18 protein-coding genes are annotated in these 19857 nt (G+C 71.2%); 9 read left to right on the forward strand and 9 right to left on the reverse strand.

What is annotated here, in order from left to right:
• Window positions 1-255: 255 nt before the first annotated feature.
• On the reverse strand, window positions 256-1251 hold the full coding sequence (locus tag IZR01_RS00005; protein ID WP_194899463.1) for a DUF5937 family protein: 996 nt from the start codon (window positions 1249-1251) through the stop codon (window positions 256-258).
• Window positions 1252-1433: 182 nt separating this feature from the next.
• Window positions 1434-1769 (reverse strand): hypothetical protein, encoded by a 336-nt coding sequence (locus IZR01_RS00010; RefSeq protein ID WP_194899464.1) that lies wholly within the window; start codon window positions 1767-1769, stop codon window positions 1434-1436.
• Window positions 1770-2013: 244 nt separating this feature from the next.
• Here IZR01_RS00010 and IZR01_RS00015 point away from each other — a divergent pair, with 244 nt between their 5' ends.
• From IZR01_RS00015 to IZR01_RS00025, 3 genes are all read left to right on the forward strand, one after another.
• Entirely contained in the window at window positions 2014-4680 is a 2667-nt protein-coding gene (locus IZR01_RS00015; protein WP_194922433.1) for an FtsK/SpoIIIE family DNA translocase, read from the forward strand.
• A 276-nt stretch (window positions 4681-4956) separates the two neighbouring features.
• Window positions 4957-6429 carry a helix-turn-helix domain-containing protein gene (locus IZR01_RS00020; RefSeq protein WP_194922434.1) on the forward strand — a complete coding sequence of 491 codons (1473 nt, stop codon included), beginning with the start codon at window positions 4957-4959 and terminating at the stop codon, window positions 6427-6429.
• Window positions 6430-6534: 105 nt separating this feature from the next.
• On the forward strand, window positions 6535-7308 hold the full coding sequence (locus IZR01_RS00025; RefSeq protein WP_194922435.1) for a methyltransferase domain-containing protein: 774 nt from the start codon (window positions 6535-6537) through the stop codon (window positions 7306-7308).
• A gap of 55 nt (window positions 7309-7363) precedes the next feature.
• Here the strand turns inward: IZR01_RS00025 and IZR01_RS00030 are convergent, their stop codons facing one another.
• Both IZR01_RS00030 and IZR01_RS00035 read right to left on the reverse strand, forming a co-directional pair.
• A complete protein-coding gene (locus IZR01_RS00030) occupies window positions 7364-7795 on the reverse strand; it encodes a MarR family winged helix-turn-helix transcriptional regulator (protein WP_194891129.1) in 432 nt (143 codons plus the stop codon).
• Window positions 7792-9249, reverse strand: coding sequence for an MFS transporter (locus tag IZR01_RS00035; RefSeq protein WP_323746038.1), 1458 nt, complete (start codon window positions 9247-9249; stop codon window positions 7792-7794). Before IZR01_RS00035 ends, IZR01_RS00030 begins: the two co-directional genes overlap by 4 nt.
• Before the next feature lie 96 nt (window positions 9250-9345).
• Here IZR01_RS00035 and rimO point away from each other — a divergent pair, with 96 nt between their 5' ends.
• Genes rimO through IZR01_RS00050 form a run of 3 tightly spaced genes read left to right on the forward strand, consistent with a single transcriptional unit; the run spans window position 9346 to window position 12054 of the window.
• Window positions 9346-10935, forward strand: a complete 1590-nt coding sequence (gene rimO, locus IZR01_RS00040) for a 30S ribosomal protein S12 methylthiotransferase RimO (RefSeq protein WP_194922436.1) — start codon at window positions 9346-9348, stop codon at window positions 10933-10935.
• Window positions 10932-11540 carry a CDP-diacylglycerol--glycerol-3-phosphate 3-phosphatidyltransferase gene (gene pgsA, locus IZR01_RS00045; RefSeq protein WP_194891127.1) on the forward strand — a complete coding sequence of 203 codons (609 nt, stop codon included), beginning with the start codon at window positions 10932-10934 and terminating at the stop codon, window positions 11538-11540. Before rimO ends, pgsA begins: the two co-directional genes overlap by 4 nt.
• Before the next feature lie 55 nt (window positions 11541-11595).
• Entirely contained in the window at window positions 11596-12054 is a 459-nt protein-coding gene (locus IZR01_RS00050) for a CinA family protein (RefSeq protein WP_438939605.1), read from the forward strand.
• 51 nt (window positions 12055-12105) lie between these two features.
• On the opposite strand, the gene IZR01_RS00055 is transcribed toward IZR01_RS00050, so the two are convergent.
• Window positions 12106-12861 carry a phosphatase PAP2 family protein gene (locus IZR01_RS00055; RefSeq protein WP_194922437.1) on the reverse strand — a complete coding sequence of 252 codons (756 nt, stop codon included), beginning with the start codon at window positions 12859-12861 and terminating at the stop codon, window positions 12106-12108.
• Window positions 12862-12903: 42 nt separating this feature from the next.
• Between IZR01_RS00055 and IZR01_RS00060 the strand changes: the two genes are divergently transcribed.
• The gene (locus IZR01_RS00060; protein ID WP_194922438.1) at window positions 12904-13641 is read left to right on the forward strand and encodes an SDR family oxidoreductase; all 738 of its coding nucleotides are present in this window, start codon (window positions 12904-12906) and stop codon (window positions 13639-13641) included.
• A 37-nt stretch (window positions 13642-13678) separates the two neighbouring features.
• On the opposite strand, the gene IZR01_RS00065 is transcribed toward IZR01_RS00060, so the two are convergent.
• Both IZR01_RS00065 and IZR01_RS00070 read right to left on the reverse strand, forming a co-directional pair.
• Entirely contained in the window at window positions 13679-14344 is a 666-nt protein-coding gene (locus tag IZR01_RS00065; protein WP_194922439.1) for a response regulator, read from the reverse strand.
• Window positions 14341-15561 (reverse strand): sensor histidine kinase, encoded by a 1221-nt coding sequence (locus IZR01_RS00070; RefSeq protein WP_194922440.1) that lies wholly within the window; start codon window positions 15559-15561, stop codon window positions 14341-14343. Before IZR01_RS00070 ends, IZR01_RS00065 begins: the two co-directional genes overlap by 4 nt.
• 127 nt (window positions 15562-15688) lie before the next feature.
• On the opposite strand from IZR01_RS00070, the gene IZR01_RS00075 reads away from it, so the two are divergent.
• Complete coding sequence (locus tag IZR01_RS00075) at window positions 15689-16597, forward strand: ABC transporter ATP-binding protein (protein ID WP_194922441.1); 909 nt, start codon at window positions 15689-15691, stop codon at window positions 16595-16597.
• Complete coding sequence (locus IZR01_RS00080; RefSeq protein ID WP_194891120.1) at window positions 16594-17343, forward strand: hypothetical protein; 750 nt, start codon at window positions 16594-16596, stop codon at window positions 17341-17343. The genes IZR01_RS00075 and IZR01_RS00080 overlap by 4 nt, the downstream gene beginning before the upstream one ends.
• 89 nt (window positions 17344-17432) lie before the next feature.
• Here the strand turns inward: IZR01_RS00080 and IZR01_RS52875 are convergent, their stop codons facing one another.
• Together IZR01_RS52875 and IZR01_RS00090 are read right to left on the reverse strand one after the other, a co-directional pair.
• On the reverse strand, window positions 17433-18218 hold the full coding sequence (locus IZR01_RS52875) for a GNAT family N-acetyltransferase (RefSeq protein ID WP_194922442.1): 786 nt from the start codon (window positions 18216-18218) through the stop codon (window positions 17433-17435).
• A 91-nt stretch (window positions 18219-18309) separates the two neighbouring features.
• Window positions 18310-19833, reverse strand: coding sequence for an MFS transporter (locus tag IZR01_RS00090; protein WP_194891118.1), 1524 nt, complete (start codon window positions 19831-19833; stop codon window positions 18310-18312).
• Between the last annotated feature and the right edge of the window lie 24 nt (window positions 19834-19857).

Below are 19857 nucleotides of genomic sequence, written 5' to 3' on the forward strand. Positions count from 1 at the left end.
CNGAGGCCGTCCTCGAGCAGGACCAGGCTCCGGGCGATGGTGTTCGGGTCGCGGGTCGGCGTGAAGACGCCGGTGGCGCTGATCGCCGCCCTGGCCTCCGATGTCGAGCTGCTGGTCCGCATCCGGCGGACGGGGTGGTCCCGGCCATACGAAACCTTCGCCGTACCCCCTTGGTACATCCCATTTGATCGGCCTGCTGTCGCCGGTGGCGACGGCAGGGCGAAGTTCTGTGAAGTACTGGGCCGCGCGGAGGGGCTAGCGGCGGTTCGCGGCGATCAGCTCCGCGCCCAGGCCGGTCAGCCGGTGCCGGACACTGCGTCCGGTCCGCTCGGTGACGACCAGCCCGGCGGAGCGCAGCGCCGCGGCGTGCGCCGACGCGGTGGGGGCCTTGACCCCCAGCAGCACGGCCAGCTCGCCGGTGGTCGGAACGTCGCCGATGGCGCGCAGCGCGGCGGCGCGGGCCCGGCCGATGAGCGCGGCCAGGCCGTCGTGCGGGGACTCGTCCCCGCTGAGGGCGGCCGCGGCGTCCAGGTCGGAGACCGGATAGGCCATGATCGAGCGTCGTCCGGGGGCGATCAGCGAACCGACGTAGTGCCCGAACACCGAGGGCGTGAACGTCAGCCCGTCGCCGCGCAGGTCGTAGCGCCAGTCCGGGACCTTGGAGACGGCCAGCGACAGCTTCTCCGGCTCCCAGGTCAGCTTGGGGTGCAGGTCGTTCAGGACCGCGCCGGGGCCGTCGACGGCCATCTGCCGGGCCCGGCGGCCGATGTCGGCGTCCAGGGTGCGGCGGATGTCCGGCCAGTCCTCGGCCAGGCAGGCCGTGTAGAGCGCGTGCATCGCGTCGGTCAGCACCGGGATCAGGCGCTCGCCGCGGTCGCGCAGGGCGTCGTAGGCCCGGGAGGGGCGGCGGTCCCAGGTGTCGAAGATGGTGAAGTCCAGGGCCAGATCGGTGTCGCGGACCGCGCGCAGGGCGTCCAGTTCCTCCTCCACACCCCGGTGCAGCCGGCCGCTCGGGGGCAGGTCCGGTATCAGGAAGGCCGGGGCGTAGTTGGGGATCGCGTTCAGCAGCTCCATCAGCGGCCGGCAGCGCTCGGGGATCTGGCGCAGCGCGCCGGCCAGCCAGCGCCGGTGCGCCGATCTCATGGGGCGGGTGGAGCCCAGCTGGTCCAGACCGCGGACCAGGTTCACCAGCGGTGAGGTCTCGAAGCCGACGCGGGCCAGGTCGGCGTTGGTCATGGGGATGCCGACCATGCCGCCTCACCCCCTCCTGGCCGCGACCGCCGTCCGCCGCCGGCCGTGCGGTGTTGGATTTGGCAGCACCCTGACAGGTCTGTCGCCTGTCCGCCTCGGATGATACGCCGCGGGCCCCCGACCCGGTGGGGTCAGGGGCCCGTGAAGCGCGTTGCGAAACGCGGAACCGGTTACGAGTCGGTTCAGGCGGCGGCCTCGGCGAGCTCGCCGGCGGTCAGCTTCTCCGACAGGGCCTTCCACGCCGGGACCTTCGTGCCGAACTTGGCGGCCAGCTCGGCCACCTCGGCGTTGATCTTCGCGCGGTCCGAGCCCTCGGCGGCGGACAGCAGGCCGAGCAGTTCCTCGGAGTCCACCTTCAGGTGCAGGTTCTTGCCGTCGCTGGCGGCGAAGTAGCAGAAGCCACCGCCCAGCGGCGTGAACCGCTTCATGTCACCGAAGACGCGCGCGCCGCCGGCACCACCGGCACCGGCTCGCACGGATGCGCGCGCTGTCTTGCTTTCCTTCTTGGCACCGGCCACGACGGCCCTCCTCGATAGTCCCGGCGCGTCGAGCAGACGCGGACGAACCAGCTGATGAATGGGGTATCGACCCGCGCTGGCGGGGGCGGATACGCGGGCGCGTAAACGCCACCCACAAGGGGCCGACCGCACTACTTTAGCCTGAACGGCCGCCGGGACGGGAATCGGCGTCCGGGGCCGCACCCCGGCCCGACTTGCGTGTGGCGGGCGATACCGGTGGGACAACACCGGTAGCCTGGTCATCATGGCCACCCGTACGCCCTCCAAGAACAGCAAGGCAACGGCAGCCACATCCGCGTCCAAATCCGGCTCGAAGGGCACGGCCGGATCGTCGGGGGCGGCCAAGGGCGCCACCGCGAGGAAGGGGCGAGGCAAGGCGGCCGCCGCCGACACCGCTTCGGCCGCACCCGGGCCCAAGAACCCCCGCGCTCGCGCCGCCCGCAACGCCGGGCCGCTGGAGAAGGGCATCGGCAAAATCGCCTCCGGCTCGCGCCGGGGCGCCGGCCGCGCCTCGCAGCGGGCCTCCCAAGGGGCCAAGTCGCTGCACCCGGACCACCGGCGCGACGGCGTCGGTTTCGCCCTGATCGGTCTCGGGATAGTGATGGCCGCGGCGCTGTGGCACGGCTTCCCCGGCGCGGTGCCGCAGGCCATCGTCGCGCTGGTGGCCGGCGGCTTCGGCCGGGTCGGCGCGTTCACGCCGCTGCTGGTCTTCGGTTTGGCGGTGCGGGTGATCCGACGGCCGGAGGAGTCCGCCGACACCAACCGGATGTCCATCGGCTGGGGGGCCTTCACCGTCGCCGCGGTCGGCCTGATCCACATCGCCGGCCACCTGCCGCACCCCTCGAACGGCGCCACGGCGATGCGCAACGCCGGCGGCTGGATCGGCTACGCGATCTCGGCGCCGCTGGTCTCGACGGTGTCCTCGTTCGTCGCGGTGCCGCTGCTGTTCCTCCTGCTGCTGTTCGGTGTCCTGGTCATCACCGCCACGCCGGTCTACCGGATCCCCGAGCGGATCCGGGCCGGGCGCGGGCACGCCGGCGGCTTCCTGCACTGGATGATCTTCGGTGAGCGCGAGGACCCGGACGCGTCGGCCGTCGAGGAGGACGACCCGTACGGGATACTCCCCGAAGAGGACGACCCTTCCGACAACGCCGAGCGCAACCAACGGTTGCAGCAGGCGATCCAGAACGAGCCGACGATCTTCATCCCGATGCTGGACAAGGCCGCCGGGACCGACGCCGGGACCGACGCCGAGGCGCCGGAGTTCGTGCCGGTCGACGAGGACGACACCAAAGTGCCGATCCCGGTCTCGGTCCCGCGCAGCCGCAAGGCCGGCGGCAAGAAGGCGGGGGCGTCGGCCTCGGCGGCGTCCGGCTCGCCCAAGGACGCGGTCCAGGCCGCGATGGAGCTCTACGCGGCCACGGCCGACCCGGACGCGGAGTACAAACTGCCGCCGCCGGACATACTGGGCGTCGGGGCGCCGCCGAAGACCCGCTCCAAGGCCAACGACGCGGTGGTGGCGGCGCTGGCCGAGGTGTTCAAGCAGTTCAATGTCGACGCCAAGGTGGTCGGCTTCACCCGCGGCCCGACGGTCACCCGCTACGAGGTCGAACTCGGCCCCGCGGTGAAGGTCGAGCGGATCACCGCGCTGTCCAGGAACATCGCCTACGCGGTCGCCTCGGCGGACGTGCGGATCCTGTCCCCGATCCCCGGCAAGTCCGCGATCGGCATCGAGATCCCGAACACCGACCGGGAGAACGTGGCGCTCGGCGACGTGCTGCGCTCGGTGGAGGCCACCGGCGAGGCCCACCCGATGATGGTGGCGCTGGGCAAGGACGTCGAGGGCCGGCACATCGTGGCCAACCTGACCCGGATGCCGCACATGCTGGTGGCCGGCGCGACCGGCGCCGGCAAGTCCACCTGCATCAACACCCTGATCGTCTCGATCCTGCTGCGCGCCACCCCGGACCAGGTCCGGCTGATCCTGGTGGACCCCAAGCGGGTCGAGCTGACCAGCTACGAGGGCATCCCGCACCTGATCACCCCGATCATCACCAACCCGAAGAAGGCGGCCGAGGCGCTGCAATGGGTGGTGCGCGAGATGGACCTGCGCTACGACGACCTGGCCGACTCCGGCTTCCGGCACGTCGACGACTTCAACGCCGCGGTCCGGGCCGGCAAGCTCAAGCCGCTGCCGGGCTCCGAGCGCGTCTACCAGCCCTACCCCTACCTGCTGGTGATCGTCGACGAGCTCGCCGACCTGATGATGGTGGCCCCGCGCGACGTCGAGGACTCGATCGTCCGCATCACCCAGCTGGCCCGGGCCGCCGGCATCCACCTGGTGCTGGCCACCCAGCGGCCGTCGGTGGACGTGGTGACCGGGCTGATCAAGGCGAACGTGCCGTCCCGGCTGGCCTTCGCCACCTCCTCGCTGGCCGACTCCCGCGTGATCTTGGACCAGCCGGGCGCGGAGAAGCTGGTCGGCCAGGGCGACGCGCTGTTCCTGCCGATGGGCGCCTCGAAGGCGCAGCGGTTGCAGGGCGCGTACGTGTCGGAGACCGAGATCGCGGCGGTCGTGAAGTTCTGCACCGACCAGCTCACGCCGCTGTACCGGGAGGACGTCACCGGCCAGGCGGGGTCGAAGAAGGTGGTCGAGGAGGAGATCGGCGACGACCTGGACCTGCTGCTGCAAGCCGCGGAGCTGGTGGTGTCCACGCAGTTCGGGTCGACGTCGATGCTGCAACGCAAGCTGCGGGTCGGCTTCGCGAAGGCCGGGCGGCTGATGGACCTGCTGGAGACCCGGAACGTGGTCGGGCCCTCGGAGGGGGCCAAGGCGCGCGACGTGTTGGTGCGGGCGGACGATCTGCAAGGCGTGCTGGACTCGATAAGGGCTGAGGCCGGGGCGGACTAGGCGGGCCGTTCATTTCTGCGAGGCGTCGCGGCGCGTTCCATGTGGGACGGCTGCGGCGCCTTTCGTCGTTGGCTGACGCTGTGCGACGTTGCCTGACATTGTTTATCGACAAGTCGATCAGAACCGACCCGCACGCCCTATCAATACGACATATGGGCGAATCCCGGTCGTGGTTCGCCTCAACTCGCTTTATCCGGGGCATAGCCGTCTGTGCGGGGGCGTGCGCGGCGGGAGGTCCGGCGGGCTTACGGGTCAGGTGAATCGAGGCGGTGTCGCATGGGCGGTCAGCGGGCTGAGGACGAGCGGGACGGCGTGGGCGTCGGGCTCGACGAGGCGGACGCGCTGCGCGGCGGACGCTTCGTCGGGGATGAGGTGGCCGGCGGCGGGGTAGCCGGGGGCATCGGTGTCGGTGCGCGGACTGCGGCGCGCACCGACACCGACACCGTCACCGAGGTCGCCGCCGAGCAGGCGACGGCCACCGAGCCCGGGACGGACGCGGCGGTGGCCGCGTCGGTTCCGGCACCGCCGGCGACCTCGGCGGCGCCGGCATCCCCGGTGACGCCCTCGGTACCGGCCGCCGCCTCGGAACCGGGGTCGGTCCCCGATCCCGACAAGGCCCCGGCGGCCAAGCCCGTCGACCCGCTCGCGGTCGACCCGACCGATCTGACCGACTCCCAGATCGTCGGCCGTCGGCTGGCGCTGGCGCGGCAGCACGCCGGGTTGTCCATCGAGGAAGTCGTGGCGGCCACCCGGATCCGGCCGGGCATGCTGCGGGAGATCGAGTCCGGCGAGTTCGTGCACTGCGGCGGCGACGTCTATGCCCGCGGCCACGTGCGGGCCATCGCGAAGGTCGTGGGCATCGACCCGGAGCCGCTGCTGGCCGAGCACCCGCCGTTCGTGCCGACCGACCTGCCGGTGCGCGGCCGGTCGCGGGTGGTGCAGCGGCCGGAGCCGGGCAAGGCGTCCGGTGCCCAGGTCGCCTCTGCTGACGACAAGGGGGCGCGGTCGGACAAGCGCTCGGCCTCGCCGGCGTCCAACGCCGTGCCGACCAGCGCCGCGCGGGACAACGCGGCGCGGTTCGCCGGGCGTGCTTCCAGCCGGGTGATCCGGCCGGCGGCCGAGGGCGCGGCGCTGGGCGTCGCGGGTGCGGGCGTGGGTGCGGCCGGCAAGGGTGGCGGTGTCGGCGCCGGCGCCGGTAACGCGGGCAAGGACGCGGGTGTCGTCACCGCCGGCAAGGGCTCCGGCTCGATCCGTCCGCCGCACCAGCACCGCAAGGACGACCCGGGCAAGATCGAGCGGCACCCGAAGTCGGCGAACTGGACCGCCGCGATGCTGGTGGCGCTCCTCGGCCTGGTGGTGTTCGCGGGCGTGCAGCTGATCGACGGCGGTGGCGGCAGTGGGAAGCCGGCCGCGGCCGCGGCGCCCGCCGCCCCGGCCCCGAAGCCCGTCGCGGTCAAGCCCGCACCCCCGGTGGCGCCGCCCGTGCCGAAGGGCGTCGCGGTCCGGATCGCCGCGGTCGGCTCGGACAGCTGGCTGGCCGTGACCGGCCCTGACGGTCGGATCCTGTTCGACAACCTGCTGCCGGCCGGCAGCACCCAGAACTTCCAGGACCCCAAGCAGCTCGGCGTGACCCTCGGTAACGCGGCGGCCGTGCACATGACGCTGAACGGCAAGGACCTGGGCTCGGCCGGCGGGACCGGCGAGGTCGTGCACTTCACGCTGAACCCGACGGGTGCGGTCAACGGCTGAGGCTCGTGCGGGTGTGGCGGCGGCCGTGACGGTCGCCGCCGCACCCGCACATAACCCCCACCGCATCTCCACCAGCGCCCCGCAGCCCGCTGCTTCGATGGGGCCATGACCAACTCCGTCACCAGCTCGGCCCCGGCGTCCTACCTCGACGCCGTCGCGGCCACCGATGCCGCCCGTTCCTACAAGCGCTATCTGCTCACCGCCCTCGCTGTCGAGCCGGGGCACCAGGTGTTGGACGTCGGCTGTGGGCCCGGTACCGACCTCGCGGCGTTGGCCGACGCGGCCGGGCCGACCGGCGCGGTCTTCGGTATCGACCAGGATCCGCAGATGGTGGCGACCGCTCAAGAACGCATGGCCGACCGGCCGACCGTCGACGTGCGCCATGCCGACGCCCACCAACTCCCGTTCCAGACTCACAGCATCGACCGGGCCCGGGCCGATCGCGTCCTGATGCACGTCGCCGATCCCGCGGCCGTGCTGGGCGAGATCCACCGCGTGCTGCGTCCCGGCAGCCTGCTCACGCTCGCCGAGCCGGACTGGGACACACTCGCGATCGACCACCCCGATCTGGCTGTCAGCCGCGCCTTCACCAGCTATGTCGCCGAACGCCTCCACCGCGTTCGGGCCATCGGGCGGCAGCTCCCTCGCCTCGCCGCCCACGCCGGATTCTCCGTGCGCGCCGTTCGGAACGAGGCCGTGGTCCTCACCGACTTCGACACCGCCGAGACCATCCTCGGCCTGCGCCGCAACACCGAACGCGCGGCAGCCGCCGGTTTCCTCACCCTGGAGGAAGCCGACGGCTGGCTCGAACACCTCACGACCGACACGTTCTTCGCGACCGCGTCCTTCATCACGGTCGTGGCGCAGTCGGCGACCTGACGCGGTCTGAGGGCGGACCGCGGCTTCAGCACTCAGTCCTTCAGTGCTCAGTCCCTCAGCACTCAGTCTCGGCGGAAGCCTTCTCCAGCAGTTCCGCGACCACCGCCAGCTCCTCGGCGTTCAGCCGGGAGAGCCCGGGGGCCGGCTCGGCGAGGATCCTGATCGCGGCCACCGCGACGGCGTGCCCCTCGGGCGTCAGCTCGACCATCTTCGCGCGCCGGTCGTCGGGGGCGACGTTGCGAGTCACCAGGCCGCGCTCCTCCAGGTCGTCGACCACGGTGGTGGTGTAGGGCTTGTCCCAGCCCAGGCGGGCCGCCAGTTCGCTCATCCGCAGCGGCCCGTGGACCAGTCGCCGCAGCGCGCGCGACCGGCCGAAGCTGACGCCGGTCGCCCGCTCCACGGCACTGCGGAGATCGCGCTGCCGGAGCACCAGGTTCTGCATCGCGGCGTGCGCACGGTACGCATCGTGGCTCGGGTAGTCGTTCATCGGAGTGCGGGGATCCCGTTGTCGGTGGTCGGCTCGGCCGGCTCGGTCAGCCGGGCCGCGGTGCGCTCGGCCGTCGCAGCCGCGCGCTTACCGGTCGTGAGCATACCTAGTACGAACACTGTGAGGCCGCAGCCGAACAGCAGCCACCAGCCCGCGTGGCTGGCGGCCGGCAGCCCGGTGCGGGCCGGACCGGTGGCCCGGGCCACGACCACGGAACCGATGATCGCCACGCCGAGTGTCTGCCCGACCTGGCGGCTGGTGGAGGCCACCGCCGCGGCGACCCCGGCCTGGGTCCGCGGCATGCCGGACACCGCGGTGTTGGTGATCGGCGGGTTCAGGACGCCGAAGCCCAGGCCCAGGACGGCGTAGGAGGCGAGCAGCAGTGCCAAGGGCGTGGTGGCCGTGAGCCCGGTCAGCATCAGGGCGCTGAGAGCCAGCAGCAGGCCGGCGGCGATCAGCGGCACCCGCGGTCCGTGGTTGGCCACCCACCGGCCCGAGCGCGGTCCGGCGATGATGCTGGCCACGGCGATCGGCAGGGTGAGCAGACCGGCCTTCAGCGCGCTGTACCCGAGCGCGTCCTGGAGATACAGGGTGTTCATGAACAGGAATCCGCCCAGTGCCAGGAACCCGGAGACCGCCATCAACGTGGCGCCGGAGAACGGCAGGCTCCCGAAGAACCGGGGGTCGATCAGCGGCTGCTCGCGGCGCAGTTCGTAGGCCACGAACCCGGCCGCGGCCGCGATCGCCACGAGGAACACCACGACGGTCTGGGCCGAGAGCCAACCGGCGCGCGGCGCCTCGATGATCGCGTAGGTGATGCCGGCCAGGAACACGATGCCCAGCCACTGCCCGACCGGGTCGAAACGGCGGGCCGTCGGCGCCTTGGACTCCGGCACGAAGGCCCGGGTCAGGACCACGGCCGCCACTCCGACCGGCACGTTCACCCAGAAGATGGACCGCCAGCTGAAGGCGCTCAGCAGCAGGCCGCCGACCACCGGGCCGAGCGCCATGCTCACCCCGAAGGCCGCCGACCACAGGCCTATCGCCTTGGCCCGGTCCTTGGCGTCGGTGAAGACGTTGGTGATGATCGACATCGCGACCGGGTTCATCATCGCGCCGCCGACGCCCTGCAGGGCCCGGGCCCCGACCAGCGCCCCGAGGTTCGGGGCCAGCGCGCACAGCGCGGAGCCGACGACGAACAGCGAGGTCCCGGACATGAACACCTTGCGCCGGCCGAACCGGTCGCCGAGCGAACCGGCCAGGATCAGCCCCGAGGCCAGGGTGAGCGTGTACGCGTCGATGGTCCATTGCAGCCCGGAGACCGGGGCCTTCAGATCTCGCTGGATCGAGGGCAGGGCCACGTTCACAGCGGTGTTGTCGATGCCGACGATGAACAAGCTCATGCAGCAGATCGCCAGGATGAGATAACGACGGCTGTTCGCGCTCTCGGGCACGGTGCCTCCCCAAGAAAAGATTGTGTCTACATAACCATTGTAAGCACACAACAGTTGTGTCTGGCCAACTATTTCGCGCGCTGTAGCCTGGTGGCCATGTCCGGCACCGTGTCCCCAGCGACTCCCTCAGCGTCCCCGCGCCGCACCGTGGCCCTGGTCACGCTGGGCTGCGCCCGTAACGACGTGGACTCCGAGGAACTGGCCGGCCGGCTCGCCGCCGACGGCTGGGACCTGGTCGAGGACCCGAACGGGGCGGACATCGCGGTGGTCAACACCTGCGGGTTCGTCGAGGCCGCCAAGAAGGACTCGATCGACACGCTGATCGCGGCCGCCGACGCCAAGGACGAGGGAGCCGGTCCGAAGGCGGTCGTCGCCGTCGGCTGCCTGGCCGAGCGCTACGGCCAGCAGCTCGCCGAGGCACTGCCGGAGGCCGACGCGGTCCTGGGCTTCGACGACTACCAGGACATCAGCTCGCGGCTGACCTCGATCCTGCACGGCGAGCGGCCGGTCTCGCACGTCCCTCGCGACCGCCGCACGCTGCTGCCGCTGACGCCGGTGGACCGGCAGGCGGCCAAGGGCGGTGTGGCGGTGCCCGGGCACGGTGACCTCGACGTCGCTTCCGATGCCGATGCCCGTTTCGGCGAGGCCGCGGCGGGTTCGGCGACCGCCGCCGCCGAGCGCCCCGACGACCCGACCCTGTCCCCGGTCGCCCCGCCGACCCGCCGGGTCCTGCGCCGCCGCCTCGACAACGGCCCCTCGGCCCCGCTCAAGCTGGCCTCCGGCTGCGACCGTCGCTGCTCGTTCTGCGCGATCCCGGCCTTCCGCGGCTCCTACCTGTCCCGCCGCCCGCACGACATCCTCGACGAGGCCCGCTGGCTGGCCGGGCAGGGCGTGCGCGAGCTGGTCCTGGTCTCGGAGAACTCCACTTCCTACGGCAAGGACCTCGGCGACCTCAAGCTCCTTGAGACATTGCTGCCCGAGCTGGCCGGCATCGACGGCGTGGACTGGCTCCGGGTCAGCTACCTCCAGCCGGCCGAGATGCGCCCGACGCTGATCGACGTGATGTCCTCGACCGCGGGCGTCGTGCCCTACTTCGACCTCTCCTTCCAGCACTCGGCCCCCGGCCTGCTGCGCCGGATGCGCCGGTTCGGCGGGACCGAGTCGTTCCTGGAGCTGCTGGAGACCATCCGCACCCGGGTCCCGCACGCCGGTGTCCGCTCCAACTTCATCGTCGGCTTCCCGGGCGAGACCGCGGCGGACTTCGAGGAGCTGGAGACCTTCCTCGCCCAGGCCCGGCTGGACGCGATCGGCGTGTTCGGGTACTCCGACGAGGACGGCACCGAGGCCGCCGGCTACGAGGACAAGCTGGACGAGGACGAGATCGGCGAGCGGGTCGCGCACCTGACCAGCGTGGCCGAGGAGCTGACCGCGCAGCGCGCCGAGGACCGGATCGGCGAGCGCATCGACGTGCTCGTGGAATCCGTGGCGCACGACGGTGTGGCCGAGGGCCGCGCGGCGTTCCAGGGCCCGGAGGTCGACGGCTCGGTCATGCTGGTGCCGGCCCTGGAGCCGGGTGTGCCCACGGTCGAACTCGTCCCCGGCGTGATCGTGCCGGCGAAGGTGGTGGGTAGTGAGGGGGTGGATCTGCACGCGGTGGCGATCACTCCCCTAAGCTTGGTCGGGTGAAGCCCGCCCTCCCAGACCCGCTGACGCTTGAGGCGTCCCCGGCGGGTCTGTGGAATATGGCCAACATCCTGACAATGGTCCGGCTGCTGCTGGTGCCGTTCTTCGGCTTCCTGCTCGCCCACGACCACGGCCGCTCGGCCGCCTGGCGCGGTATGGCCTGCGCGGTGTTCGTGGTCGCCAACATCACCGACACCCTGGACGGCAAGGTCGCCCGGGCCCGCAACCTGGTCACCGACTTCGGCAAGATCGCCGACCCGATCGCCGACAAGGCCCTGATGGGCACCGCCCTGGTGATCCTCAGCGCGCTCGGCGAGCTGAACTGGTGGGTCACGACCGTGATACTGGCTCGCGAGCTGGGCATCACGCTGCTCCGCTTCTGGGTGCTGAAGTACGGCGTGATCGCGGCCAGCCAGGGCGGCAAACTGAAGACCTTCCTACAGGGCTTTGCGATCCTCTTCTACCTGATCCCGACCTCGGCTACCTGGTGGCACTGGGTCAGCGTGGTGACGATGGCCGCCGCACTGGTGCTGACCGTGGCGACCGGTGCGGACTACGTCGCCCGGGCGGTGCGGCTGCGGGTGAGCGGGCAGAAGCGCGATGGCTGACGACGGCGTCGACACCGACAGCGGTACCGATACCGATACCGATACCGCGGGCCGGATCGCGGAACTCGCGCGCAAGGTGGTCCTGGACGGGACGGCCCGCGGGCACACCGTCGCGGTCGCCGAATCCCTGACCGGCGGGTTGGTAGCCGCCGCGATCACCTCGGTGCCGGGTGCTTCGGCGGTGTTCCGCGGCTCGGTGACCGCGTACGCCACTGAGATCAAGGCCTCGGTGCTCGGCGTGGACGCCGACCTGCTGGCCCGGGCCGGCGCGGTGGATCCCGAGGTGGCGCGGCAGATGGCCGCCGGCGTCCGACGACTGCTCGGGGCGACCATCGGCCTGGCCACGACCGGTGTGGCCGGTCCCACCGAACAGGACGGCAAACCGGTCGGGCTGGTCTACATCGGCTATGACGGTCCCGCGGGTCCGATCGCCAGGGAGCTGCGGCTGGAAGGCGACCGCGAAGCGATTCGTGCGCAGACCGTGGCGCAGGCGCTCGCTCTGGTCTTCAGCTAGGCGACTTCGGGTAGGCGCTTTCGGGCGCGCTCGTTTTCGGGTGTGCTTGGTTCAGCCTGCTTCGGGCGCGCTTGTTTCAGGCCCGCTCGCCCGAAACCCAAGGACTCGAGCCACGCCGAACAACGCGGCGCCGCACAATGCGTATGACCCCAGCACGTCCGACACCCAGTGGTAGTCCATCCACACCAGCGAGAAGCCCACGGCCAGCGCCCACAGGGTCATCGCGGTGGCGATCGCGATGCGCGCTCGGTGCCCGGTGAACACGTAGGCCAGGATCAGCGCCGCGGTGCCGTATCCCAGCATCGTGTTGCCGGTGTGGCCGGACGGGAAGTAGCCGAGGCCGCCGGACAGCGCGTTGCCGGCCATGCTGGGGCCCGGCCGGTCGCCGATCGCCTTCAGGACCAGGACGATCAGCAGCGCCGCGTAGCCGGCCGCCATCGCGAGGACCGGTCGCCAGCTGCGCGTGACCGCCGCCGCACCGAGGCCGACCACCGCCAGCCCCGTCATCGGCACCTGGATCTGGAAGGGGATGCCGGGGACGGTGACGCCGCCGCCGAGGTCGGCGATGGCCTTGAACACCGGCCAGCGGTGCTTGCCGTCCGTCGCGTGCGAGACGTTCTGGATGTGGTCGCGGGCCCAGACATCGAAGGAGGTCAGGAAGGTCGGCCTGGCCAGCACCAGGATCCACAGCACCAGGAAGACGCCGAGCAGGATCAGCGGGATCCGGGCCCGCGGCCGCCGCAGCGACTCCCACCGGCGGCCGGCCTGCTGGTCCTGGTCGGCGACCTCGATCCGCACGTCACTCATCACCGCCCACTTTCGCATACCGAACCGGCTACCGTGCCAGCTATGGAACGCGTCACCATCATCACCGGCGGCGGCCGGGGCATCGGCCGCGCCACCGTGCTGCGCCTGGCCGGCGACGGCCACGACATCGCCTTCAGCTACCTCAGCGACGACAGCGCGGCGAAGGCGACCGCGGACGAGGTCCGCGAGCTCGGCCGGAACTGCGTCGCGGTCAAGATGGACACCACCGACGAGGCCGACGTGGACCGGCTCTTCGACACCGCGATCGGCGAACTCGGCGGGCTGACCGGGCTGGTCAACAACGCCGGCGTGACCGGCCCGCTGACCCGCCTGGTCGACGCCGATCCGGCCGACATCCGGCGGGTGGTCGACGTGAACGTGGTCGGCTACCTGCTGTGCTGCCGGCGGGCGGCCATGGAGATGGCCGCTCGCGGCGGCGGTGCGATCGTCAACGTCTCCTCCGGCGCCGCGACGCTCGGTTCGCCGAACGACTATGTGCACTACGCCGGGGCCAAGGCCGCCATCGACTCGTTCACCGTGGGGCTGTCGAAGGAACTCGGGCCGGACGGCATCAGGGTGAACTCGGTCCAGGCCGGTCTCGTCCGGACCCGCATCCACGCCGATATGGGCGACGCGGAGCGCGCGGAGCGGCGCGGCGCGCTGCTCCCGCTCGGCCGTGCCGGGGAGCCGGACGAGATCGCGGCGGCGATCGCGTGGCTGCTCAGTGACGACGCCAGCTATGCCACCGGCGCGGTGCTGCGCGTGGCCGGCGGGTTGTAGGCGGTTTCGGCGGCGGTGGCGTGGTGCGGGCGCTCTCTTAACCGGCCCGCACGGCGCCGCCCTCGTAGGCCCGGATGACCAGCTGGGCCCGATCCCTCGCCTCGAGCTTCGCCAGCAGCGCCGACATGTGGGTCTTGACCGTGGACATCGAGACGAAGAGTTTCGCGCAGATCTCGGTGTTGGACAGCCCTTGTGCGACGAGGATCAGGACTTCCAGTTCGCGAGCAGTCAGGCCGTCGAGCTCGGCGTCCGGCATCGTCGTCGTGCGGTTCGGTGCGGTGCGTCCCCGGACGAATTCCGTGATCAGCCGCCGGGTCGCGGCCGGGGTCAGCAGCGCCTCGCCGCCGCGGATCACCTCGATCGCCTTGATCAGGTCGGCCGGCGGCGAGTCCTTGAGCAGGAAGCCGCTGGCCCCGGCGAGCAGGCCCTCGTAGACGTACTCGTCGAGGTCGAACGTGGTCAAGATCAATACCCTGATGCCCTCGGCGGCCGCGGTGATCCGGCGGGTGGCCTCGATCCCGTCCAGCACTGGCATCCGGACGTCCATCAGGACCAGGTCCGGACGCAGCCGGGCGGCCAGCCGCACGGCCTGCGCGCCGTCCGCGGCCTCGCCGACGACCTCGCAGCCGTCGTAGCCGTTGACCAGGGCCCGCAGCGATGCCCGGAGCAGGGCCTGGTCGTCGGCGAGCAGGATGCGGCTCATACCGGGAACCTCGCCGCCACCACGAATCCGCCGTCGGCCGCGGATCCGGCCGAGAACGTGCCGCCGAACAGTTCGGTGCGCTCGGCCATGCCGCGCAGGCCGTGGCCGGGCGGGCCCGCGGGCGCGGGCGGCAGGCTGTCCGGCGGTGGGGGATTGGCGACGGTGACCGCCACCTCGTGCGGCTCGAAGCGCAGGAGCACCGAGCCGGAGGTGGTTCGCGCGTGGCGCAGGATGTTGGTCAGGGACTCCTGCACGATCCGATACACGGCCAGGCCGACCGCCGCGGGGATGGTTCGGCGCTCGCCCTCCTCCCGGAGGCTGATCCGCAATCCGGCTTGTGTGGCCTGGGAGATGAGGGTGCCGATGTCGACGAGATCCGGCACCGGCGCCCGGTCTGGCGACGATGCCTCGTCAGCGTCCGAGGCCGCGGGCGGTTTGCTGCGCAGCACTCCGAGCAGTCGCCGCATGTCGATCATGGCTGTCCGGCCGGTCTCCTCGATCGCCGTCAACGTTGTGCGCATCTGATCGGCTTCGTGTTCGCGGAACACGGCGACCCCGGCCTGCACGGTGATCAGGCTGAGCGCGTGCGCGACGACGTCGTGCAGTTCCCGGGCGATCCGCAGTCGTTCCTGGGCCATCCGGGAGGTGACTTCGGCCTCGATCTTGGCGGTGTGCTCGGCGGCCATCGCTTCCCGGTGCTGCCGCTGCTGGCGGACGACGTAGCCGGTCAGGGCCGGTCCGACGCCGATCGTGACCGCGCTGAGCACCGTGACCGACGGCGGGTAGTGCAGGCCGGACAGGATCGCCAGGGCCGCCGCCAGGACCCCGGCGGAGGCCAGCGTGACGACGCGGCCGGAGCAGGAGGTCGCGACCGTGTAGAGCGCGAACATCATCGCGAACGGCCCGTAGGCGTTGTAGGGCGGCGCGGAGGAGGCCAGGGTGACGGTCGCGGCGGTGAGCAGCAGCCAGACGGCCAGCGGGAAGCGGCGGCGGGCCAGGAATGCCAGCGTGACGCCGAGGACCAGCAGCGACAACCACGGGTTCTGATGGGCCGGGCCGGATGTGGCCGGGCGGGGCCGGCCGACCGGTATCAGGATCAGCAGCACCACCACCGTGTCCAGCGCCACCCAGTGCCACGGCCGCATCCGCGCGAGGAGCCGGGCGCCTTCGGGCGTCCGGCTCGGCGGAGGCGCGGGGCGCGCCGCGAGGTCGGCCATGAGCCGACGGTAAGCCCGTGGACGTGCGGTGATCAACGGAAACCGGGAAAACCATACCGGGGTAGGAGACACGAGACCGGACCCTGCTCCGATGCGCACCCCACCAGCTCTTTGCGATCGTAAAGACATGATCGAAATCGAGGACCTGAGCAAACGCTACGGCGACCGATACGCCGTGCGTGACCTGACGTTCAGCGTGTTTCCGGGCCGGGTGACCGGCTTCCTCGGGCCGAACGGCTCGGGGAAGTCCACCACGATGCGCGCCGTCCTCGGCCTGGACCTGCCGACCGCCGGCCGGATCCGGGTCGACGGCCGGCCCTACGCCGTGCTGGAACGGCCGCTGACCCACGTCGGCATGCTGCTCGACGCCGGGGGAGTGCACCCCGGCCGCAGTGCCCGGCAGCACCTGCGCGCGGTGGCCGCGGCCGGCAGGCTCCCGGCCCGCCGGGTGGACGAGGTGCTGGCCCGGGTCGGCCTGACCGACGTGGCCGGGCGCCGGGCCGGCGAGTTCAGCCTGGGCATGCGGCAGCGGCTGGGGATCGCGACCGCGCTGCTCGGCGATCCGGGAATCCTGTTGCTCGACGAGCCGGTCAACGGGCTGGACCCGGAGGGCGTCCGGTGGATCAGGGACCTGATGAAGGGGTTGGCCGCCGAGGGGCGCACGGTGTTCGTCTCCAGCCACCTGATGAGCGAGATGGAGAACACCGCTGACCACCTGGTGGTGATCGGGCGGGGACGGTTGATCGCGGACATCCCGGCACGCGAGCTGATCGAGCGGTACAGCGACGGATTCCTGAGCGTGCGCACGGCTGATCCCGGTCGACTGATCACAGTCCTGGCCGCGGCCGGGGGACAGGTGACGCCGGAAGGTGTGGACACCATACGGGTGGACGGCCTGTCGGGGGATGCCGTGGCTCGGTTGGCGCACCAGGCCGGAGTGCTGGTGCTGGAGGTAGCGCGGCATGCGACCTCGCTAGAGGACGCCTATCTGCGGCTGACCGATGCCGCGGTCGAGTATCGGGGGGTGCCGGCATGATCAGGTCGGAGTGGATCAAGCTGTGGAGCGTGCGCTCGACCTGGTTCGCGCTCTACGTGGCCGCGGCCGGGACGATCGGGCTCGCGGCGACCTATGCGCTGGTCGCCAAGGCCGGGGACCTGGAGCCGACCGACGCCTTGCAGGGAGCGGTGTTCGGGCAGCTGGCGTTCGGCGTGCTCGGGGTGCTGGCCGTCTCGTCGGAGTTCACCACCGGGCTGATCCGGACCACGTTCGCGACGGTACCGCGCCGACGCATAGTGATCACGGCGAAGGCCGGTCTGCTGTTCGCGGTGCTGGTGGCCGCGGGGCAGGTGGTCTCGTTCGCGGCGTTCTTCACAGCCGAGATCTTGTTGGCGCGGCGGGGCATGCATTTCTCACTGACGAACCACGACCTGCTGGTATCAGTACTCGGATGCGGCTTCTACATGGCCTTCATCGGGATGTTCGGATTCTGTGTCGGGGTGCTGTTACGCCGGACAACCGCGGCCGTCGCGACCTTCGTCGGCGTCGTCTTCGTCGGGATGGGTGTGATCCCGGCGTTGCTGCCAGACCGGCTGCGGGCCGACACGGTGCGCCTGACCTTCACCAAGGTCGGGGAGGCGATGGCCACGCCGGGACGTACGGCGCCTCGCTTGGCGAACGACTACGTGCTGGGTACCGGGGCCGCGTGGGGCGTGTGCCTGCTGTACTTGGCGATCTCCGTTGCGGCGCCACTGTTGATCGTCACCCGACGCGACACGAATTGAGGGTCCTGATATGCAGCCACTACCGCATCAGTCAACGTTCGTCCGGGTGACGACCTGGCATAGGCGGGCCGCCGCGCTCTGCCTATGTGCTATTCCGCCGGCGGCTTCCAGATGTACGGAGTGGTCGTCGTCACCGAACTCATGCCGAGCCGCTCGAGAATGGGCCGGGAGTCCTCCGTACAGTCCACCTGGAGGAATTCGTATCCGCGGGCGAGCGCCACCTGCGCTCGGTGCGCCACCAGGGCTTTGTAGACGCCCTTGCCGCGCCACTCCGGTCGTGTGCCGCCGCCCCACAGGGAAGCGAACCGTCCGGGACCGAACCGCAGCCAGCCGGAACACACCGCCTGGTCGCCCGCCTCGGCCAGAACGACGAGCGTCCCCTTCTCGACCTCGTTCGCCAGGTAGTCCACCATGCCGGGGAACTTCTCGCCGAACGCCGCCAGGTTCAGCTCGTCGATCTTCTCCAGGTCCGCCCGTTCGGTGACCTCACGCAGCCGCACGCCGTCCGGCGGTCGCGGTGTCGCTGCCAGCGGTGCGGCCCGGCCGATCACCACCGTCTCCTGCTCCTGTGCCGTGAACCCGGCCTCGAGCAGCAGGTGCGGCAGTTCGGGCGGGGCGTCGTGGCCGTACGTCTTCCACTCGAACGCCTGGCCGCGCTCGGCGAAGAACGCGACCTGGCGCGCGATCAGTGCCTGAAGTTCGCCGCCTTGCAGGCCGCCAAGGTGTGGGTACAGGACGAAATTGCCGTTCCCGGCCGCGCCGGCGCGGCGGAAGAGCGGACCGTCCCGGTCCACCGTGGACCCGGGACTCTCGTTCGGGCTCGCGGTTCGCACCTCGGAGTCATAGGCGTGCAGGAGTTCGTCATCGTCGGTCACTGTCGGCACAGTACTGGTACGCCGCCGTGCGGCACAGGGGATTGATCGCCGGCGTCGTCGTCGGTCCTGGCCTTGCTGAGCAGGGCGAGGTCTACATGTGCACGGCGCCGCCGCCCTGCTCTTCGGGATCTGTCTTTGGCGCACCCGATCTGTAGAGCAGGAAGCAGACGACCATGCCGACCGCGAAGAACGCTGCGGACCAGCGGTAGGCGGTGGCGTAGCTGTGCAGGTTTGCTTGGGCCGTCACCAGCGCGGATGGTGTCTTGCCCTTGGCGTAGTTCGCCGCGGCTGTGGCGGCCAGGGTGGACAGGAGTGCGGTGCCGATGGAGCCGCCGACCTGCTGGCAGGTGTTGACCATTGCGGAGGCGACGCCGGCGTCGTCGGGGCGTACGCCGTAGGTGGCCATCGCCATTGCCGGGGCGAAGATCAGGCCCATGCCGAAGCCGAGGACCAGGAGTGGGGGTAGGACGTGTGGGGCGTAGGAGCTGTGCAGGTCCAGGCGGGTCAGCCAGAGCATGCCGATCAGGCCGCAGAGCATGCCGACGGGGACCACTGGTCGGGGACCGATTCTTGGCAGCAGCCCGATTGTCGCGATCTGTGCGGCCACCATCAGTGTGGCGATCATCGGGAGGAACGCCAGGCCGGTCTTGACCGGCGAGTATCCGAGGATCACCTGGAGGTAGTAGGTCAGGAAGAGGAAGACGCCGAACATGCCGGCGCCGGTGACGAACATGCCGATATAGGACGCGCCGCGGTTGCGCTCGCCCGGGACGCGCAGTGGGAGCAGCGGGTGTGGGGCGCGGGTCTGCCACCAGGCGAAGGTGACGAGCAGGATGCAGCCGAGGAGCAGGCTTAGCCAGGATTGCGGCGAGCTCCAGCCCTTCTCCTCGGCCCGGGAGACGCCGAAGACCAGCAAGAACAATCCTGTACAGGCTAGTACGGTGCCTGGGAGGTCCAGTGTCGGACGGCCCTCGGGGCGGTGGTTCGGGACGTAGGCCAGTGCGCCGAGCAGCGCCACGGCCGCGATCACCAGGTTGATGAACAGCGTCCAGCGCCAGTTCAGGTACTCCGTGAGCAGGCCGCCGAGCAGTAGCCCGATCGCGCCGCCGGCGCCGGCTACCGCGCCGTAGACCGCGAAGGCCCTGTTCCGCTCGGCCGGGCGGGTGAAGGTGGTGGTCAGGGCGCTCAGGGCGGCTGGCGCGAGCAGCGCGCCGAACAGGCCCTGGAGTGCGCGTCCGCCGATCAGGACCCCGACGTTCGGTGCGATGCCGGCCAGCGCCGAGGCCAGCGCGAAGCCGACCAGGCCGCCGACCAGCGCGGTGCGTCGGCCGAACAGGTCGGCGAAGCGCCCGCCGACCAACAGGAGCGAGCCGAAGGCCAGGGCGTAGGCGGTGACGATCCACTGCCGTGAGCCGTTGTTGAAGCCCAGGTCGCGTTGGGCCGAGGGGAGCGCGATGGTCACCACGGTCGCGTCCAGGACCACCATCAGCTGCGCCAGGCTCACCACCCCGAGGATCATCCACTCGTGGGCCGCCCGCGGGCCGTATCCGTCATCCTCCGCAGCCTGTTTCGCGGCGTTGGACGCGGTCGTCGCACTCTCCGACGGCGATGCCATGTCGGTCCCTTCCTGGGCGACAAG

The organism is Catenulispora pinisilvae (genome assembly GCF_015356865.1).
Taxonomy (GTDB): Bacteria; Actinomycetota; Actinomycetes; order Streptomycetales; family Catenulisporaceae; genus Catenulispora; species Catenulispora pinisilvae.

Excerpts from the sequence above, each read along its gene's own strand:
- IZR01_RS00005 (WP_194899463.1), bottom strand. The coding sequence starts at position 1,251 with ATGGTCGGCATCCCCATGACCAACGCCGACCTGGCCCGCGTCGGCTTC.
- IZR01_RS00015 (WP_194922433.1), top strand. The coding sequence starts at position 2,014 with ATGGCCACCCGTACGCCCTCCAAGAACAGCAAGGCAACGGCAGCCACA.
- IZR01_RS00020 (WP_194922434.1), top strand. The coding sequence starts at position 4,957 with ATGGGCGGTCAGCGGGCTGAGGACGAGCGGGACGGCGTGGGCGTCGGG.
- IZR01_RS00025 (WP_194922435.1), top strand. The coding sequence starts at position 6,535 with ATGACCAACTCCGTCACCAGCTCGGCCCCGGCGTCCTACCTCGACGCC.
- IZR01_RS00030 (WP_194891129.1), bottom strand. The coding sequence starts at position 7,795 with ATGAACGACTACCCGAGCCACGATGCGTACCGTGCGCACGCCGCGATG.
- rimO (WP_194922436.1), top strand. The coding sequence starts at position 9,346 with ATGTCCGGCACCGTGTCCCCAGCGACTCCCTCAGCGTCCCCGCGCCGC.
- IZR01_RS00055 (WP_194922437.1), bottom strand. The coding sequence starts at position 12,861 with ATGAGTGACGTGCGGATCGAGGTCGCCGACCAGGACCAGCAGGCCGGC.
- IZR01_RS00060 (WP_194922438.1), top strand. The coding sequence starts at position 12,904 with ATGGAACGCGTCACCATCATCACCGGCGGCGGCCGGGGCATCGGCCGC.
- IZR01_RS00065 (WP_194922439.1), bottom strand. The coding sequence starts at position 14,344 with ATGAGCCGCATCCTGCTCGCCGACGACCAGGCCCTGCTCCGGGCATCG.
- IZR01_RS00070 (WP_194922440.1), bottom strand. The coding sequence starts at position 15,561 with ATGGCCGACCTCGCGGCGCGCCCCGCGCCTCCGCCGAGCCGGACGCCC.
- IZR01_RS00075 (WP_194922441.1), top strand. The coding sequence starts at position 15,689 with ATGATCGAAATCGAGGACCTGAGCAAACGCTACGGCGACCGATACGCC.
- IZR01_RS00080 (WP_194891120.1), top strand. The coding sequence starts at position 16,594 with ATGATCAGGTCGGAGTGGATCAAGCTGTGGAGCGTGCGCTCGACCTGG.
- IZR01_RS00090 (WP_194891118.1), bottom strand. The coding sequence starts at position 19,833 with ATGGCATCGCCGTCGGAGAGTGCGACGACCGCGTCCAACGCCGCGAAA.